The organism is Massilia violaceinigra, assembly GCF_002752675.1.
In the GTDB taxonomy this organism is placed as follows: Bacteria; Pseudomonadota; Gammaproteobacteria; order Burkholderiales; family Burkholderiaceae_D; genus Telluria_A; species Telluria_A violaceinigra.
Map to the genome: position 1 here is coordinate 3,453,295 of NZ_CP024608.1, position 17,778 is coordinate 3,471,072.

17 protein-coding genes are annotated in these 17,778 nt (G+C 62.8%); 10 read left to right on the top strand and 7 right to left on the bottom strand.

All coding sequences use genetic code 11. The features are described from left to right. Window positions 1-20: 20 nt before the first annotated feature. Together CR152_RS15605 and mutS are read right to left on the bottom strand one after the other, a co-directional pair. Window positions 21-977, bottom strand: a complete 957-nt coding sequence (locus CR152_RS15605) for a hypothetical protein (RefSeq protein WP_099875830.1) — start codon at window positions 975-977, stop codon at window positions 21-23. Next, entirely contained in the window at window positions 974-3,646 is a 2,673-nt protein-coding gene (gene mutS, locus CR152_RS15610) for a DNA mismatch repair protein MutS (RefSeq protein WP_099882382.1), read from the bottom strand. The genes CR152_RS15605 and mutS overlap by 4 nt, the downstream gene beginning before the upstream one ends. Before the next feature lie 309 nt (window positions 3,647-3,955). Here mutS and CR152_RS15615 point away from each other — a divergent pair, with 309 nt between their 5' ends. After that, on the top strand, window positions 3,956-5,503 hold the full coding sequence (locus CR152_RS15615) for a tyrosine-type recombinase/integrase (protein WP_157778503.1): 1,548 nt from the start codon (window positions 3,956-3,958) through the stop codon (window positions 5,501-5,503). 233 nt (window positions 5,504-5,736) lie between these two features. Here CR152_RS15615 and CR152_RS15620 read toward each other — a convergent pair whose 3' ends face one another. Both CR152_RS15620 and CR152_RS15625 read right to left on the bottom strand, forming a co-directional pair. Beyond that, window positions 5,737-5,973: a hypothetical protein gene (locus tag CR152_RS15620; RefSeq protein ID WP_157778504.1), complete on the bottom strand. Its 237-nt coding sequence runs from the start codon at window positions 5,971-5,973 to the stop codon at window positions 5,737-5,739. 343 nt (window positions 5,974-6,316) lie between these two features. Then, window positions 6,317-6,874: a hypothetical protein gene (locus tag CR152_RS15625; protein WP_099875836.1), complete on the bottom strand. Its 558-nt coding sequence runs from the start codon at window positions 6,872-6,874 to the stop codon at window positions 6,317-6,319. 148 nt (window positions 6,875-7,022) lie between these two features. Here CR152_RS15625 and CR152_RS15630 point away from each other — a divergent pair, with 148 nt between their 5' ends. After that, window positions 7,023-7,643 (top strand): hypothetical protein, encoded by a 621-nt coding sequence (locus CR152_RS15630; protein ID WP_099875838.1) that lies wholly within the window; start codon window positions 7,023-7,025, stop codon window positions 7,641-7,643. A 5-nt stretch (window positions 7,644-7,648) separates the two neighbouring features. Then, window positions 7,649-8,620 (top strand): hypothetical protein, encoded by a 972-nt coding sequence (locus CR152_RS15635; protein WP_099875840.1) that lies wholly within the window; start codon window positions 7,649-7,651, stop codon window positions 8,618-8,620. A 106-nt stretch (window positions 8,621-8,726) separates the two neighbouring features. Here the strand turns inward: CR152_RS15635 and CR152_RS15640 are convergent, their stop codons facing one another. After that, complete coding sequence (locus CR152_RS15640) at window positions 8,727-9,116, bottom strand: hypothetical protein (protein ID WP_099875842.1); 390 nt, start codon at window positions 9,114-9,116, stop codon at window positions 8,727-8,729. Between the two features lie 617 nt (window positions 9,117-9,733). On the opposite strand from CR152_RS15640, the gene CR152_RS15645 reads away from it, so the two are divergent. Together CR152_RS15645 and CR152_RS15650 are read left to right on the top strand one after the other, a co-directional pair. Beyond that, window positions 9,734-11,779 (top strand): hybrid sensor histidine kinase/response regulator, encoded by a 2,046-nt coding sequence (locus tag CR152_RS15645; protein WP_167399900.1) that lies wholly within the window; start codon window positions 9,734-9,736, stop codon window positions 11,777-11,779. A 235-nt stretch (window positions 11,780-12,014) separates the two neighbouring features. Further along, window positions 12,015-12,434 (top strand): hypothetical protein, encoded by a 420-nt coding sequence (locus CR152_RS15650; protein ID WP_157778505.1) that lies wholly within the window; start codon window positions 12,015-12,017, stop codon window positions 12,432-12,434. 104 nt (window positions 12,435-12,538) lie between these two features. Here the strand turns inward: CR152_RS15650 and CR152_RS15655 are convergent, their stop codons facing one another. Both CR152_RS15655 and CR152_RS15660 read right to left on the bottom strand, forming a co-directional pair. Beyond that, a complete protein-coding gene (locus CR152_RS15655) occupies window positions 12,539-12,925 on the bottom strand; it encodes a hypothetical protein (RefSeq protein ID WP_099875848.1) in 387 nt (128 codons plus the stop codon). Between the two features lie 173 nt (window positions 12,926-13,098). Next, on the bottom strand, window positions 13,099-13,491 hold the full coding sequence (locus CR152_RS15660; RefSeq protein WP_229413411.1) for a helix-turn-helix domain-containing protein: 393 nt from the start codon (window positions 13,489-13,491) through the stop codon (window positions 13,099-13,101). Window positions 13,492-13,643: 152 nt separating this feature from the next. Between CR152_RS15660 and CR152_RS15665 the strand changes: the two genes are divergently transcribed. From CR152_RS15665 to CR152_RS15680, 5 genes are all read left to right on the top strand, one after another. Continuing rightward, on the top strand, window positions 13,644-14,201 hold the full coding sequence (locus CR152_RS15665; RefSeq protein WP_099875850.1) for a DUF4755 domain-containing protein: 558 nt from the start codon (window positions 13,644-13,646) through the stop codon (window positions 14,199-14,201). A 65-nt stretch (window positions 14,202-14,266) separates the two neighbouring features. Next, window positions 14,267-14,578, top strand: coding sequence for a hypothetical protein (locus CR152_RS15670; RefSeq protein WP_099875852.1), 312 nt, complete (start codon window positions 14,267-14,269; stop codon window positions 14,576-14,578). Between the two features lie 286 nt (window positions 14,579-14,864). Next, window positions 14,865-15,830, top strand: coding sequence for a diguanylate cyclase (locus tag CR152_RS15675; protein ID WP_229413412.1), 966 nt, complete (start codon window positions 14,865-14,867; stop codon window positions 15,828-15,830). A gap of 86 nt (window positions 15,831-15,916) precedes the next feature. Beyond that, window positions 15,917-16,069, top strand: coding sequence for a hypothetical protein (locus CR152_RS32945; protein ID WP_157778507.1), 153 nt, complete (start codon window positions 15,917-15,919; stop codon window positions 16,067-16,069). Window positions 16,070-16,725: 656 nt separating this feature from the next. Next, a complete protein-coding gene (locus tag CR152_RS15680) occupies window positions 16,726-17,556 on the top strand; it encodes a hypothetical protein (RefSeq protein ID WP_157778508.1) in 831 nt (276 codons plus the stop codon). Window positions 17,557-17,778 lie beyond the last annotated feature (222 nt).

Below are 17,778 nucleotides of genomic sequence, written 5' to 3' on the forward strand. Positions count from 1 at the left end.
GGCCCGGCACCGCGTCCGTTTTACGGTTTCTGAAGCAGGAACATCTTCTCGCTGCCTGGCGCCACGCGCATGCGCAGCACGCTCGAACCCACGCTCACATGTCCCAGGTTGCCACGCCAGGCAATTGCCGGTGCCGGTCCCGCTGGCGCGGCGGTATCGACCAGCAGCACCTTCCCCGCGAATTTTTGCGCCAGCGTCACCACCTGCTGGCGCGCCGCCGCATAGCCGTCTTCGCGGCTGTCGCTCGATCCCAGCATGGACAGCAGGCCCGGCTTGTCACTGTGCGCCTTCAGGTTCCCTTCGGTAAACAGCACCAGCGCGTCGAGCTTTTTGCGCTGGGCCGTGCCGAACAGGCGCTTGAGCCAGAAGCGGTTGGCCACGGCGCGGTCCTCGAACTCGCTGTTGCGGCCCGCCTCGGGGCGGTAGTGATTGTTATCCGACGGCAGATTCATGGTCGCATACAGCACGTTCCCGACAATCCAGTGCGCGTTCTCGGCGTAGCTGCGGAACTGCGAACTGCTCGACAGGCGCAGCAGGGGCAAGGTGCGCTTGCCGAGCGACTCGGCGTCCGGATAGAACAACTCGCGCATGCGGTTCAGGCGGTCCACCGCCAGCTGGCTGCCGGCGGCATTCATGCAGCCGCTCCAGTCGCTGGCAGCTGGCGCCACGATCATCGGCCGGCGCGCCTGCGCAAACAGGTCGCGCCGCTGCGTGTACAACTCGTCGCTGCACGGCTCGCGCTCGCCCTTGATGCCGGTGGCGACCACGAAGGCGACCGCGCCATCGTCGCTGGCGGCAATCGCCTGTTCGAGCTGGGCATCACCGCCGCCATCGGTGAAGCGGTGCCCGATGATGGCGAACTGGTAGGGCGCCGGTCCCTTTACGGCCGCCGCGCGGCCCTGCGCGGCGGCGGCATCGGCCTGCAGCGCCAGCAGGGCGGCGCACAGGAGCGCGGCAAGTGGTGCGCTGCGCATCATGGCGTGGCCAGGCGCTTGAGCTGGTACAACTGCTCAAGCGCTTCGCGCGGGGTCAGGGCATCGGGGTCGATGGCGGCCAGGGCCTCGTGCAGCGCCTCGCGCAGCGCATCGGCCGCCGCATCGTGCCCGCTCGCCGGTGCCGGCGCATCGTCCGGTTCCACGCACGGCAGCGCGAACAGGTCGAGCTGCGGCGTGGTGTCGAGTGCCTGCGATTCGAGCCGCGCCAAGTGCTTGCGCGCAGCCTTGATCACCGTCTGCGGCACGCCGGCCAGTTGCGCCACCTGCAGGCCGTAGCTCTGCGACGCCGGCCCGGCCTGCACCGCGTGCAGGAACACGATGCTGTCCTTGTGCTCGACCGCCGACAGGTGCACGTTGGCCGCGCTCGGGTGGCTTTCGGGCAGTTGCGTCAGTTCGAAATAATGGGTCGCGAACAGGGTGAAACTGCGGCTCGTGTCGATCAGATGGCGCGCGATGGCCCAGGCCAGCGCCAGGCCGTCGAAGGTCGAGGTGCCGCGCCCCACTTCATCCATCAGCACCAGCGACTGCGCGGTGGCGCCGTTGAGGATCGCGGCCGATTCCGTCATCTCCACCATGAAGGTCGAGCGTCCGCCGGCCAGGTCGTCGGTGGCGCCGATGCGGGTGAAGATGCGGTCGATCGGGCCGATGGTGGCGCTGGTGGCCGGCACGTAGCTGCCGATGTAGGCCAGCAGCGTGATCAAGGCCACCTGGCGCATGAAGGTCGATTTACCGCCCATGTTGGGGCCCGTGATCAGCAGCAGGCGGCGTTCGTCGTTGAACTTGCAGTCGTTGGCGATGAAGCGTTCGATCTGCTTTTCCACCACCGGGTGGCGGCCTTCGCAGATCACCAGGCAGGGTTCGCCCACCAGTTGCGGCGCGCACCAGTTGTGCTGCAACGCGTGGGTGGTCAGCGCGGTCAGGGTGTCGAGCTGCGCCAGGCCCTGCGAAATGGTTTGCAGGGTGCCGATGTGCGGCGCCAGGTCGGCCAGCAGCTGGTCGTACAGGATTTTTTCGCGCACCAGCGCCTTGTCCTGCGCCGACAGGGCCTTGTCCTCGAAGACCTTCAGTTCCGGCGTGATATAGCGCTCGGCGTTTTTCAGGGTCTGGCGGCGGCGGTAATCGTCCGGCACCTTGTCGGTCTGGCCGTGCGTAACCTCGATGTAGAAGCCGTGCACCTTGTTGTACTCGACGCGCAGGTTGGCGATGCCGGTGCGGGCGCGCTCGCGTGTTTCAAGGTCGACCAGGAACTGGCCGGCGTTCTCGGACAGGCCGCGCAGTTCGTCGAGCTCCGCATCGAAGCCGCGCGCGAACACGCCGCCGTCGCGCACCATGGCCGCCGGTTCCGGGGCGACCGCGCGTTCGAGCAGGTCGAGGCAGATGGCTGGCGTGGCCAGCGCATCGTGGATGGTGGAGAGCAGGCTTTCCTCGCCCGCGGTGAAGGCTTGCTGCACCGAGCGGCGCAAGGCTGGCAACTGGCGCAGGCCGTCGCGCAGGCTGGCCAGGTCGCGCGGGCGGGCCGAGAGCAGCGCGATGCGCGTGGTGATGCGTTCGATGTCGGGAACTTCGGCGAGGGTGGCCGACAGCGCGCCGGCGGCGTCGCTTTGCGCCAGGGCGGCGATGGCCGCATGGCGTGCGCGCGCCACGTTCTGGTCGCGCCGCGCATGGTGCAGCCAGTGGCGCAGCAGGCGCGAACCCATCGCCGTGCGGCAGTGGTCGAGCAGCGAGAACAGGGTAGGTGACTCCTGGCCGCGGATGGTTTCGGTCAGCTCCAGGTTGCGGCGGGTGGCGGCGTCGAGGCCGATAAATTCGTTCTCGGTTTCGGTCGACAGGCTGCGCACGTGCTGCAGGCCGCGGCCCTGGGTCGACTGGGCGTAGCGCAGCAGCGCGCCGGCCGCGCCGAACGCGGCGCCCAGGCCATCGGCGCCGAAACCGGTGAGGGTGGCCACGCCCAGCTGGTCGAGCAGGGCCTTGTGGCCGCCGACGACATCGAAGTGCCAGTCCGGCACGCGCTGGGTGTGGGCGGTGCCGTCGTCTTCGAACAGCTCGGCGCCGCTACCGTCACTGCGCAGGATTTCGGCCGGAGCGATGCGTTCGAGTTCCTGCTGCAGGCGCAGGCCGACGGTGCGGCTGTCGCCCGAGAATTCCATCAGTTTCAGGCCGCCGCTGGCCAGGGACAGCCACGCCAGGCCGGTGGTGACGACCTTGCGCTGGCTGATCATGCACATGGCCAGCAGGGGGCGTTCGGCTTTTTCGGGCAGCAGGTCGGCGTCGGTCAGGGTGCCGGGAGTGACCACGCGCATGACCTTGCGCTCGACCGGGCCCTTGCTGGTGGCCGGGTCGCCAATCTGTTCGCAGATCGCGCACGACTCGCCGAGTTTGACCAGTTTGGCCAGGTACGGGTCGAGCGAGTGGAACGGGATGCCGCACATCTTGATCGGATTGCCGTTCGAGGCGCCGCGCGCGGTCAGGGTGATGCCGAGGATGCGCGCAGCTTTTTCAGCGTCGTCGTGGAACAGCTCATAGAAGTCGCCCATGCGGTAGAAGACCAGCATGGTCGGGTACTCGGCCTTGATGCGTAAATATTGTTGCATCATCGGCGTGACTTTCTCGCCCGGATTCGCCTTGATGGCTGCTGGGTTGATTTCGTCCATTTTCTCTTTGTAATTCAACGGCATAGACCTATTCGCATTCCCTAGTGTGCCGCAACGTGCCCTTAAGTTCCCCAGTCTTCCAAACGGATTTTGGGGACTGATCGGGAACTAAAGTCGTCCCGAGCAGGCTATAATTATTCAACAGTCCCCCGCGCGCGACGAAAGCTAAATTCCATTAGCTATCAACGATTTGCGGCGAGAGTATAGTCCCCTTCAAGCGGGGTTTCGACTGGCCGCATTATATGGCAACCCGATAACCCAGCGCGCGTGGCCGACTCCGTCAGTTACGGCGCGCGAGAACGGATCGCGATGAAAATCGAACTGACCATGCCGCTGATCAAGCGGCTCAAAATCGACAGCAAGCCAGTCGCGACGGACCCGTCGGGGGCCTTGATTTTTGAACCCAATCCCTCGGGTAGGGATTATATCGTCTACGACGCCAGCCAAGAGGCTCCGCCCGGCTTCGGCGTGCGAATCGCGAAGAAAAAGACGTTCGTCATTCGCCGCAAAGTCAACGGCAAGTCGATCATGCCCACGGTTGGAAACGTCGCTGACTTCATGACGTCGGACGGAAAGGGGCCATTGACGCTGGCGCGCGCGAAGGCCGCCGCCATGGCGTTGCAGATGGTCGGCACCGGCAAGAATCCGAACGCGGAGGCGCGCAAGACCGCGGCGTCCGAGTTGACCGTCGGCCAAGCGTTCTCACGCCACCGCGAGCATTTGCGAACCCGCACGCAGCGGCCCGCCACCGCCGAGACGCTTAGGGTCGTCGACCGGGCCATTCGAAAGTTTGTCGGATGGGGTTGGGCAAATCGTCGCGTGAAGGATCTCACGCCCGAAGAGATCGAAACGAAGTTCAAGGAGGGGCAGGACGCCCATCCGACCGCGAACGAGCAGGCGTTCCGTTGGGCCTTGGCCGCCGTCCGTTGGTGCATCGGCATGGAGGAGCTCGACGCCGCCTCGGCGAACCGCGATCCGCTGCTCAGGGCCAACCCGTTTATGATCTTGATCCTCGGGAGAATGTTCCGTTCGCGCGACCAAGTCGAGAAGACTCGCGTCGAGCAGAACAAGCGCAATCCGCTGACGCCAACAAAGACACTGGGCGAGTTCCTCGAAGTCGCGTGGAGCCGCAAGGACGTGAACGACAACGAGACGGGCGTCCATTATTTGATGTTGATGCTGCTGTGGGGATGCCGCAAATCCGAACACGCCCCTTGCCAATGGGGCGAGCTGTTGACGGCGGACGCGCGCAAGCTCGCGAGCCACGTCATGTTGGACGACGACGTCTACGGGCCGCATGTATTCTTCCATGGCACCAAAAACGGCAGCAACCATCGCCTGCCGATCGGCCCGATGGCTTTGCAGTTGCTTCGTCGCCGCCAGGCTTCCGGAGCGGAGGAGGCCGTTCGGCGCGGGTTCGGATCAAAATCGCGAACGTTCGTCTTTCCGGCGCGCAGCCGCCAGTCCAAGACGGGCCACTACAACGACGCGAGCGCTTTGCTTGACTCGCTTCGCGACGAGGCCGGCATTGATAGATTGGCTCGGCACGACCTGCGTCGTTCATTCGGCGCGCTCATGGCGGCCATCGACGTTCCGCCTGGGATCCGAAGCCGGTTCTTCAACCACGCCGACGCGAGCGTCACGGACACCTACACCAAGGCGGAATGGGCGTTGCTGCGCGAATGGATGGAGCGCATCGAGCAGTCGATTCTCGCGAAAGCGCCGAACGTCTACAACTCATTGAAGCCGACTGCGTGGCCCATGCTAGACGCCCCGGTTCCTCACGTCAGCCGGCCGGCAAAGCCCCGGACAGGACGCCCACGCAAGATTTCGGTCCCTGTTGATGAGCGCCAGTAAAATCGCTTTCTCTTAATTGCCCCTTATAAATTTCTAAGACGTTTGAAATCAAAAGCGCCCTGTTGGCATTTGGAGCGGCGCCGCGCCGGCAGAGGCAGCTGTGACTTAGTCGAGCCCGAGCGGAAGGGCTGCTTGATCGACAGTTTCCGCATCGATCAACGCCGTCATCGATTTCGATCGCGCTGGCAATGGCGCTGCGGGCCCGGCTATCGCTCGGATTACGCCAGCCCTAGTCAGTCCAAGTCGTCGGCCGCGTCGTCGTCCGCGCGAATCGCCCCGCCGGTGGATAACACCCTCGCGGAGACCCAGCATGAAACGTTGCCTTCGGTCAGGAGCCGCGCCGCGCCGCGGACCCCGCGCTCGCGCTTCACTCTAAGCGCGACAGCGACGAGCGCGGCGTTCCAATGGTCGCGGCGGACATGCCACTCGCGCTTTTGAATTTTTGTTGGGTTGTGAGGTTCGTTGGCCATGACACAACGGTGCGCCTTAATCCGAGCTAAGCGTTTGCGCAAGATCAAACTTTTGATATTGGTTGTCGCGTCCTCGCCCAAGCGCATCCGTCTTTATCTCGAAACTGCCTTTGAACAATTCCAACTTGGTCGATAAATCTGCGTGGATTCTCCGATATCTCGCCTTGTTGAGCTGAACAATTCGTCGCCTGCTGTGTTTTCCGACGCCCATGGCGAGACGGCGCGATCAGTTCGATTATGTAGATTGCATTTGATTAAGTGAAGCCGCCGGAATCGTCGTCTGGACGCAAATCCAAATTTTGCTTCGACGTGACCTCAGCTTCTCGGCCGAACAGAATAAATGCTACTTTATGTAGTCTTTGCGGCGGAGCATAAACGAGAGTGCTCCTCCATACAGCAAGCCGACTAGCGCCAAGCCGAGGGCGATCATGATCAGTTGGGCGGACGAATTCCCCACGCGTTCTTGCGGGTTCAGTTGCAGGAATCTCTCCACGGCGACAAAGGCCGCGGCTCCGCTCGCTGTGAATGCATAGATCGCCTTTGGAAACTCCAACATGAATTCGTCCACCGCCGGTTTTGCCCCTTCGGCCATGTTGGCGACCATTCCCAGAATTCCCACCACCGCTAAAATCGCCAGTCCCAACCAGAAAAATTCCTGGGTCGCGCCTTCCCCGGCCTTCGATGCCAGTGTCGCCATCAACCTTTTCTCGTCGCGCAACGCGTTGGTGGTCAAGACGATCCCTAAAAAGAAAACGAGAAATTGCGCGAGGAACGAAAACACCTCGTTGATCGCAAAGCGCAATGGAGTTTTTCGGGGAATGATTGCGTTGTTCGCGACGAGCGCCTTCAAGTAGGCCTCGCATTCGTCCTGGCTCGCGAAGGTTGGAATGGGATGAGTCATGCGGATTCCTTGGTGATTGCGGTTATTGCCGAGTCAGCATTTTGACCGATAGCCAGCTCGCTGAATAGGACTGGATGGCCGAGTCGAACGAGGGGCCGCTCGGCGAGGGATGCTAATATCTTGCATCTCTTCAACGACTCGCCGTGACATGGGTTCCACCGATCAAATACTCGCCTCGCTTGACATCCTCGAGCGGCTGCACCGGTTGCCCGACTCGGTGGCGCTGACGACAAGCGAAGCCGCCGTCTTCCTGCGAAGCTCTGTCAGCGCGTTGGAAGCCATGCGCGCCAACGGCTCCGGGCCTGCATACTCGCAGGCCGGCGCCAGGGGCGCCGCAGGCGCCAACCAAAAATGCCTTTACGAGAAGGCCGATCTCCTCGCATGGCAGCGGTCCAACAAGATCGCCTCGACCATGGAGGCGGCCGTCCGCAAGGGCCAGCTTTTTTCGACCTTATTCGACGTGGCCCGCGTCGAGGCCTTCTGGATCGATCCGTCGGGGCGAGTGGCTGGCATGGTGGAGCAGACGCTGGCGGGCGAGGTGGTCGCGCGATTGGGCGTGGTCGACATTGCGTGGATGCCTGCGGTGGACGCGGCCGCGATGGAGTGGGGCGATCTTGGCGCGCACAAACGATTCGCCGCCGAAATCGAAACAGTGTTGTGCGACCAGTCGCGGGCGATACGCGCGGGCATTGAGGCGACGGACATTGCCCGGTCGCTCGCGGACGATTCGGTCGGCGCTTCCCGGGCGCCCTTGGTTCTCAAATCCTGAAAGATATGAACGAGAAGCTCAAAGAAATTTTGGATGGGTTGGCCAAATCCGCTCGAAGACCCATTGCGCGAGCCATGGACGAGGCGGGAGAATTCGCCGCTTATGAGCCAAACAACGAGGCATTGAAAGAAGCCGATCCGGAATTCGTATTGCAAGAGATGGGAGATTGGTTCCTTTCCCGCTATTGCGACCCTAGCCATTGGAAGTATGGCGAGGCGGACGGCAGCTACGACTGGATTTGGGGCGGCCCGTTCGAACCAGGGGCGCAACTGCGCGGGAGGTTCGCCGGCATTGTCGGCGATGACCTTATCGAAGATCTTGCCGGCGCGCTGCGCCGCGGGGGAGGGGAGGAATGGGCGCCGCTGGACCGCGTGGAGGCATTCGGCGAGCTTTATGATGTTGAGGCTGAAAGTCCAGACGACCCGCTGGCCCTCCTCAAGGACCGGCTCGCCCAATCGTTGCGCCTCTTGGCGATGCAAGGCGACCCGGCATCCGTGCGCCTGCTGTCGAATTTGGTCTATGGTTCCGCAATCTCGACCTTCGAGGCTTTCCTATGGGAGACGGTGGCGTATTGGGCCGCCCATGACGAAAACGTCCTGCGCGGATTGGTGACAAAGCTTCCAGGCCTTCGTGATCGGCCCATGATGCTGGGCCAGATATTCGATGAACAAGATCGGCTCCGCGCGACCGTTCGGACCTATTTGTCTGGAATGGTGTGGCATCGCTGGGATAAGGTCGCGCCGTTGTTCCTGCACGGCTTCGGATTTAGGCCGCCGAGTTTTAGGCCCTTTTACGAGGCGACGGCCAAGCGCCACCACATCGTCCATCGGAGCAGCCACGACCTGGAAGGCGAGCCGATAGCCATCTCCACCGCCGATTGCATCGCGCTTGCGGGGCTCGTCGACCAGTGCGCGCAGGAAATTCACACGCTAATCAGAGAGCATGTTGGATCGAGATCGTTCCGAGACAGCTTCTAGCGAGCGCGTGCCCGCTGCGCTCGGCGGGAATAGGTCCATGATTGGTCCATGTCGCGGCTATTGGCGACATAGACCAAATCAGCTTCATTAAATTTCACATTCCTGTTTAGCTTCGGTCAGGCCTCTGGCGTCTTTCCCGCCCCGGAAGCCATGGAGTAGAGAGGGCATCGCCCGGTTGATGTCGCCGCCGTTCGCGGGTGAACGCTGGCCGCGCGCTTGGTCGAGCCACCGAGTGGGCTGTCGTGGCGATTCCACTGGCGATGATTTCCGACAGGTCGGTGGAAAGTTCCTGCGTGTCCGTGGTTGAAAGTTCGAGAAAAACGAGGTTTGTGATTCCTGTTCGCTCGGGCTCGCTGTTTCCCCCAATGCTGCGGACGATGCCGCGCATGACCAATACGCGCTGCTCGGCAGGCTTCGCGCGGGCAGAACGACAGAGCGCGGCGAGCAGTTTTGCATAGAGGCGCTCCACCGGCGAAACCATGTCTAGGTCCGCCATGGCGCTATCCTTGCAGGGCCCGTCAGAGCGTCGAATTCGCCGCCATCGTCGCCGAAAGTTAAAAGCAACGGGCCGGACCCACGCGAATACGGGTTGCTTTGGGCAAGTTTGGGTAACTTCATTATAGGATTGTGGTTCATAGATAGATCTCTGGTCCTGCGGCCGTTTTCGCCCGGGAAAGGGCAGCGAGAAGCCATCGATGGCTTTGGATTAGTGGTTTTTGGACAGCGCTGCGCGTTGGGTAACCTTCACGCACCACAGCAGCAGTGGTTGGCCGGGTCTTTGGGCCCACGCAGCGGGCTGCAACGCCGGCGCCGTGCGCGATCACTCTCCTTTTGCGCAGAGGGCGATCATACTTTGATTAAAAATTGGGCGGCGCTCGCTTCGGCTCCCGCGCAAGTCTCGGCCCGAGTTCAGGGCTGGCGCCCCAGAATTTGCTCTGGTATATACACGCACAGGCGCGCCTTTTCATTTGCAGCGGCTTTTGCGACGAGGGCATAGTGGCATGCCAATCTGCCATGCGGGTCGTGACGAAACGCCGATGCGGATGGACAACATGGCGCGTTCTATTGAAACAAGTTGTGCCGAGCAAGTTTCGTATAATCGAAGGTCGCAACTTGCAAGCCAAAATTAAAATCGAGGCAAAAATGGAATCTCCCGACGGCTCGCGCCCAAAAAACTTGCGCGAATTGGGACTGGATGGATTGCCGAACTTGGCGGCGGTTGATTGGGTCGGCTCGACAAGGGAGGCGCTTCGATCGGCGCTTGACTCGGATTTGCCGACGTCGGTGATGGTCGGGCCCGACCTAAGAATGTTCTACAACGACGCGTATGCGGAAATATTGGGTCCACGCCATCCCGACGCGTATGGGAGCCCCTTCTGGGACGTGCTGCCGGAGTCGCTTCCCGCGGTAGGCGTCGGGCTCGCCGAGGCTTTGGATGGCAGGGCGGTTCTGATGGAGGACAAGGGGGTCCTCATGGAGTTCGAAGGGCGGTCCGAAGTCCGATTCTTCATGTCGTCGCTGAGCCCGCTAAGAAACGATGACGGGACGGTCGCCGGCGTCCTCTCCTTGGCTTTGGAGACGACTCGGCGAGTCGCCAATCAGCGCGAGCGCGACGAGAACGCTTCCCGCCTGCACCGACTTGTTGACCAGGCTCCCGGCTTCATCGCATTCATGCGCGGCCCCGACCACGTCTACGAGCTAGTCAACGCCTCGATCGTCACGTTGATGGGCGAGCGGCCCTATGTCGGCCTGCCGGTCAGGGAGGCGGTGCCGGAACTGGCTGGACAAGGCTTCTACGAGCTTCTCGACCAAGTCTATGCGACCGGAACGCCTTTTGTCGGCCTTGGCATTCCAGCGATGCTGCGCCGGAGTCCGGCCGCTCCCCCGGAGCAGCGCTACATGAATTTCATCTACCAGCCCATCTTCGAGGATGGCGTGGTCGCCGGGATTTTCGTCGAGGGCAGCGACGTCACCGAGCAGCACCTGGCCCAGGTGGAGGCCGATCGGCTCAACGCGGAGCTTGCCGAAAGAGTCGCCGAGCTCAGGGAGGCCGATCGCCGCAAGGATGAGTTCCTAGCTATGCTGGCGCACGAGTTGCGAAACCCGTTGGCTCCCATCAGCGCGGCCGCCGACATCTTGGCAAGGTCGCCGCGCGACCTGGCCAGGATCGGGACCGCGAGCGCGGTGATCGCCCGCCAAGTGAAGCACATCGTGCGGCTTGTCGACGAGCTGCTTGACGTTTCGAGGGTGACGCGGGGGTTGGCCGCGGTGAACTTGAAGCCGACTGACCTGCGCGCTCCCATCATGGACGCCGTGGAGCAAATCCGGCCCCTTGTGGAGCGGCTCGGCCATGCTTTGGAGATTCGCTTGCCCGACACCGAGGCCATGGTATCCGGGGACAGCGCCAGGCTCACCCAGATCGCCGCGAATCTGCTCGACAACGCCGCGCGCTACACCGCGCCGGGGGGGCGCCTCCAAGTATCCCTCGAAGGAAGCGAGACCACGTTTTCGCTGCGCGTCGAGGACAATGGCCAAGGCATCGAACCCCATCAGCGCGCGCGAATCTTCGACTTGTTCGAGCAGGGCCCACGGCCGTCGGCCAGGACGCAGGGCGGATTGGGGGTGGGCCTATCGCTCGTCCGGAGTCTGGTCGCAATGCATGGCGGAGCCATCCGCGCGGAAGGCGTCGAATCGGGGCCCGGCTCGGCTTTCATCGTGACGTTGCCGCGCCATTCGGAATCTCCAGGCGAAGCCGGTTCGTCTCGGACGGAAGAGGGCGCCGGTCCCCTTAAGGTGATGGTCGTCGATGACAACGTCGATGCCGCCGAAATGCTCGGCATGCTCCTGGGGGCGGCTGGGCATCGCGTGGTCGTCGAGATCGACCCCGGCGCGGCCATTGAACGGGCCAAGAATGAGCCGCAGGACGTCTATCTTTTGGACCTGGGCCTGCCTGGGATGGACGGGGTCGAGTTGAGCGCGCGCCTCAGGCAGCTCGACGGGGGAGCCAAGCGCGCATTCATCGCGGTGACTGGCTACGGCCACGCGCACGATCGCAAGCGAACGGCCGAGGCGGGCTTCGGCCATCACTTGGTCAAGCCTGTCGACACCGAGCAACTGCTAGCCATCTTGGCCGACTTGGCGCGGCTGCGTCAAAGCTGACGCCCGAGAAAGGCGGGATTGAAACATGCGCGTTCGGCTGGCGCATGGCTAGACACGGCAAGCCGAAGCGACCGCTGACGCGATTCCATGCGAGCGGCATTACTCGCAAGGCGGGAGCCAAGCCGTAGCGTTGTCGCCTATGCTGGCGCCTCCTTTTCGGTCGAGTTAGAATGATCGAGCCAGCCGCCAATCGCTGGCATCCCACGATCATTTCGCCCAATTGCCAACGATGCCCATGTTCAAGTCCACAGTCGCCGAAGAGCGCGCCAATTTTAGCGAGAGGCTTAGGTCCGCGGCAGGCGCGGCGCATGTGCCGTTGGGCCCCACCGATTTCGCGAGGGCGTTCAACGTCAGGGCTGGCGAGGACTCGGTGACCAGCCATGCGGTTCGCAAGTGGATGGTGGGCGAGTCGATTCCGACGCAGGGAAAAATCGTGATCTTGGCGGCGTGGCTCGGCGTGAGCTCGGCATGGCTTAGATTCGGCGAGGGCGAGGCCCAAAGCCTGTCGGCCACTGTCATGTCGGAGGCTGCTATTTCCACGGCCGACCTGGCGATGTTGCGGGCTATCGCGTCGCTTCCGGAGCCCGCGAGGCATTCGATTCGCGACATCGTCGCAGTCATGGTCCACAATTTCAGCGCGAAAAATTCCAACTGACCGCGTCGGCCATGGCCGGCCCGTCAATCGGCTAGTTTGTGTTATGGCGTCCGAGCGCCTGCCGCGTTCCGACAAAATCCAGGGGCGCATGGCCGATCGTTGCATCAACCTTTAACTTCGTTTTTCTTCCAGTTTGCGCCGCGCGACGACTTGCGTGACTTTGCCGCCCCCTCAGGCGACGTCCCGGTGCGGTTGCCGCTTGCCTCCGCAATGCGGATCCTGACCTCGCCCACCCTCGTCTCGCCAACTCTGCGCTGCGACGTCGGCGCAGTCGCCGTGTCGGCATTGGCTAGCCCGAGCATGCCCGAGCGGCCCGCGGGAATGGGCATGCCTAGCCCGTCCATGCCGGCTAGATTCCGCATCGAACGCGCCGCTGGCACGCCCCCGTGCTTTGGCAAAGTGTCGGGCATCCCCCGGAGAAGGGCTGCGGATTGGTCTCCGGCGACAAATGTGTCGTCGCTGGACTTGGCGACGGAATCAAGATCGGTCATGGCTCGCTCCAAATGCTGAGCTTCCATGGTAACCGGCGGCCGAACGAGGAGCGATAGGCGGGCGCGACGGCGCGGCGTAGGACGAACGCTATGCCTAGTTGGCAAGCGCGCTCGCCAGCTCTCGCCGCTTTCCGCAGGAGGTGGGGACGTGGAGCGGGGCTGGGCTGATCGCCTTACCGCGGGCCGTCGCCGCGTTCGGCGACGTAGCGGCAGAAATTTCGAATCGACTCCATCAAATAGAGGCGCTCCCCGGCGGGCAGCCCTTCGAGGAGCGAAGCCAATTCGCCCGCCTGGTCCGCGGGCCTGTGGCTCGCCTGCAACAACAACTCGTCGGCTCGGCACGAGAACATTTCGGCCAACACAATGAGGCGCTCGGCCGTGACCGAGCCCACGCCGCGCTCCATTCTGGAGACCGCCTCCGGGCCGATGCCAAGCTTCTCGGCGACCGCCTCCTGCGTCATTCCCGCCCGTTGCCTCCTCCGGCCGATCGCCTCGCCCACGGCCTTGCGCATCTCGACAAGCCGCTCGCCTTCCGTTCCATCCTGCTTGAAGTAGTTGTTCGTCATTGGCGACCTTGGAAATCCATTCAACCTGAATGGTGGCAACCCGACGAAAAATATTGAAGGACTTATAAGGTTGACTGTCAACCAATTTGGTTTAGTATTCGTTGCTGGAGGGTGCAAGTGGCGCGCCCGTCAAACGAAAGGTAGGTGTGGAAATGTGGATTTTGGGAATTGTGTTTTTTTTGTGGGGCATTGTCGTTTCGACGATGGTGCCGTTCGCCACGGGCTTTTTCGCGAAGCTTGCGACCGTGCTGGTGGCTTGGGGGCCGGTGGCCCTGCTGTCTTGGTTTCTCATCGCCCGGGCCTTTGGGCGCGAGAAGCTGCACGCCGCGATGCTTGGCGGGCTGGGCATCATTGCAGGGCAGGGGCTTGACCATTCAGAGGAGGGGACGGGTATCGCGCTCGATCCGAAGTCAAAGACGCTTGGGCTGCTGTGTGACGGTGGATATCAGCTCTACCCTTTCGACAAGATCCGCGAGTGGGCGAGCAACGAAGAGCGTCCGGGCGGCGTGGTCGGCTTCGGCGTGCAAGGGGCGATCGGGGCGGCCGGGGCGAACATCCGGGCGGCTCGCGAGGCCGCCGCCAACACCGGCCTGTTCGTCACGGTGAAGGACGTGGGCCGGCCGTCGTGGCGCGTCGCGATGAAAGACAAGGCGATGCGCGCTCGGTGGATGGAAATTTTGCAGCAAGAAATTAACGAAACGGCTCATTGACCGTCCTCATCGCTTGGGGGACTGCTCCCAAGCCAACTCAACGAAATGATTTGAAAAGGAAGAACATGAAAATTAGCATTCTGGCCTCGGCCCTGGGCGGCGTCGCCGTGGCGTTGTCGCTTTCGGCGTGCAGCGGCGGCGGGGCTCCCGGCGACTCAGATGTGCGCGAGGCGATGGCTAAGCAAATCGAAGCGATCAGCGGCAAGGCGGGAGTCGAAAGCCAAAAGGAAGAGCTTAGCAAGATCAAAGTAGGCAAGTGCGTCTCGGCCGAATTGGGTGGGTTCAAGTGCGAGTTCACCGCGGGCGCCGGGACGCAAACGGGCCGCTTCAAGAAGGGCGATAAAGGCTGGGACTTGGTGGGCGTGGGGGGCGGCTGATCAAGATAGGGTCGCCGCGAACGTGGGGCGGGCGCTTGCTGGACCGCAGCCGAGGTTGGCCTATGAGCCCGCCAAGCGCGCCCCTTGCGCCGGTCTCCACGATCAGGTCCTTCCGCGACAAGGCGGTCTTTGCCTGACGCCTTCCTCGTCTCGCCGCGTCCTGGCTGGGTTGGATTTGTGCCGTTCGCCAACAATCGATGCCGCGCGTTTTGGATTGTCGGTATTATTGGGCAATTCGCCAACGGGTCCTATCGACGACATGATTAAAGAAACAATGCAGGCCCGAGTGTTGCTGATCGACGATCAGCCCATGGTGTTGGAAAAATTGCGCCTCGTGCTCGAGGCGCATTCGGACATCGAGCTGCGCGTCGAGAGCCGGGCCGAGGTTGCGGTGGAAGCCGCGTTGGAGTTCAGGCCGACGGTGATCTTGCAGGACCTGATCATGCCGGGCATCGACGGATACGCGCTCCTTGCCCTCTACCGGGCGGCCGAGGAGCTCGCGAACGTCCCGGTGGTCATCCTCTCGGCCAGCGACGACGCGGTCGCCAAGGAGCGCTGCTTCCTCCTGGGCGCGAACGATTACTTGGTGAAGCTGCCGGAGACGATCGAGCTGGTGGCTCGAATCCGCTACCACTCCGCCTCCTGCCTCGCCCGAGCGGAGCGCGACGAGGCGTTTCGCCTCCTGACCGCGAGCCAGGCCGATCTCGCCGCGGCGAACGCGCTGCTGTCGCGGCTGAACGGCATCGACGAGCTCACGGGCGTCGGCAATCGCCGAAGCTTCGACGCCGCGATGGCGGCCGAATGGAGCCGGGGCCTACGGCACTCTAAGCCCCTGTCCCTGGTCATCTGCGACATCGACCACTTCAAACATTACAACGACCATTTTGGGCATGTCGCGGGTGACTACTGCATCAAAGGCATCGCCGCGGTCCTCGCTGATCAGTTGCGCCGGCCTTCGGACAAGCTGGCGCGGTATGGAGGCGAGGAATTCGCCATCGTGCTTCCAGACACGGACCTCCCAGGCGCGCTGTTGGTGGCCGAGGGCTGTCGCGCGCGCGTGGAGAGCCTCGCTATCGACGAGTCGACTGGATTGAGGGGGCCGGTGACGATGTCGTTCGGAGTCGCGTCGCTGGTTCCTAGCCGGGGCGCGAGCATTCAGGGAATGGTCGAGGCGGCGGACGCGGCCCTGTTCGACGCCAAGCGAGGCGGGCGGAACACGGTTCGGCATGCGTCCCGTTTGGCCGGAGGGTAGGCTGGCCCGGGCTCCTGGCTCGTCAACGCTCGCATCACCCGAAAGCGCGCTTGGCGGAGGGAAGTCGACGAGGCGCCAGCGGCATCATGATTTCGATATCGGCCCGGGAAAACGCTAAAGTGGCGTGTCTTGCCGGCCTCGCCTTCGAGCGCGTCGCGGCAATAGTCGAGCTCGGCGTGGCGGCGAAAAAAAACCCCGACTTGGCGGGCAAAGATCTATTTCAACGGGTATTTCAATAGACGGGCCGCATTGTGCCAGAACGTTCCAAGCCGCGCTAGGCAAACCGGGCCCCAATGAGAGGGCGGCGCCCCGTGACGGGTCTGGGATTGACGCGAGCGTTGGCGCAGCGGCGCGTCCGGCCATGGAACTTGGGATTATTGAAACTCTCCCGAATAACGGTCATTGCCGTGCCACCGGGATCCGCCCACGCGTGCCATCGATGCCATCATCCGTTGGCAACCGCTTGGCGCGACACCGCTGAGATCACCTCCGTGTGTCCATTTGCCCTCAACCCCTTTTGACGGTGCGCCATGCGCGGAGCGGACGGCCGTTTCCCAACAACCCGACGCCAGATCGACCGGAAATCTCGCCAGCGAGCGGGCGGCCAAGCTAGCGCATTCCTCCATGGCGAGGTCCTCGTCGCGCATTGCGCCAATATCCGGTTGCGACGAGCGGGGCTGCAGCGACGGGATCCAGGCTGCGGGAGCGCCGCGTGTTTGCCTGCGAATCGGGAGAGGGACTTCGGTTATCTGGTTCTGCTGCAAGCTGGCGACCTCTGCCGCCGGCGCGAAGCGCGGGGACGGATGGGTTTAAAGGGGCGACCTTACAATGGCGCCTTCCGCGCGCCGGAGGGCACGCGCGGCCAACCGATGAACGAATTTAAAGGTAGAGCGCCATGAAGATACGCGGATACCGCGCCACCAGCGGAATGAAGAGGACGAGAGTGAGGGTCGCATGGCAGCGAAAGCGCCTTCGCGATCTTCTTCAAAACCCGTTCGACTTCAGATTGAAGCTGATCGCGATGTCCATCCTTAGCCCGGTGATTCCCATTGTCACGGGGCTTCTCGCGTCCTATGGGCTCTTGGCGCCCAGCCGGGCGTTTGTCTGCTACATGGCCGGGGCGCTGCTTGGAATGGTTGTCCTGACGACGGTGGCAAGCCGATTCATCGACCGCCACTATTCCGAGTTCAAGCCCGCGAAGTTTATCGGACTCGGGCTGCTTGGGCTGGCGACGTATTTTGCGCACGGCCAAGGGGCGATTGAAATAAACGCGATCTTCGAAGTCGACGCCTCCTCGCTCCCAAAAGCCACCGCGGCCGCGTCCGCGCTCGTTCTTGCCCAGTGGGCCAATTCCGCGCTTATCCCGCTGCTTTTCGCAAGCGGCGCTCTGGTGCTTTATAACATGGCAAAGTCCCGGCCCGGAGACGCAGCAATTTCTTTCGCCATCTGCATGTCTTCGTGCTTGTGGGCGGGACTGATCCACTACCAGGCCGAGCCGGACCCGACGCGCAAGAGCAACCTCTATCAAATTGCCGTCGCCCTGGATTTCAACAAGCGCTCCACCTGCGCGGGCGTTCCCAAAGATGCGGAGGGCGTGGTCTTTGTCGGGCCGGAGCAGCGCCGCGCGATCGTAGCCCCGCGTTTGACAGAGCTTCACAGCTCCTCCAACTCCATCTTCAAAGAGGTCGAAGTTCCGGAAAAATTCGACAAAGTGGAGTGCACGTGATTGCGAAATTGGCGGCGTCAAACCGGGTATAAAAGTTGAGATGCTTATGGCGCGTTGGTCCATCGCCATCTACTGCGTCTAGGAATCATGTCGATTGGCCTGCTGCCCACCTTGTTGACGCTTCGCCAAGCTCGGCCTTGCTCCAGCGGAGCTGAGCGCCTGAATGTTGAACGATCTGGCCACGTGGCGATTGCGAAACCATTCCGAGGCGTTCGCGAGTCG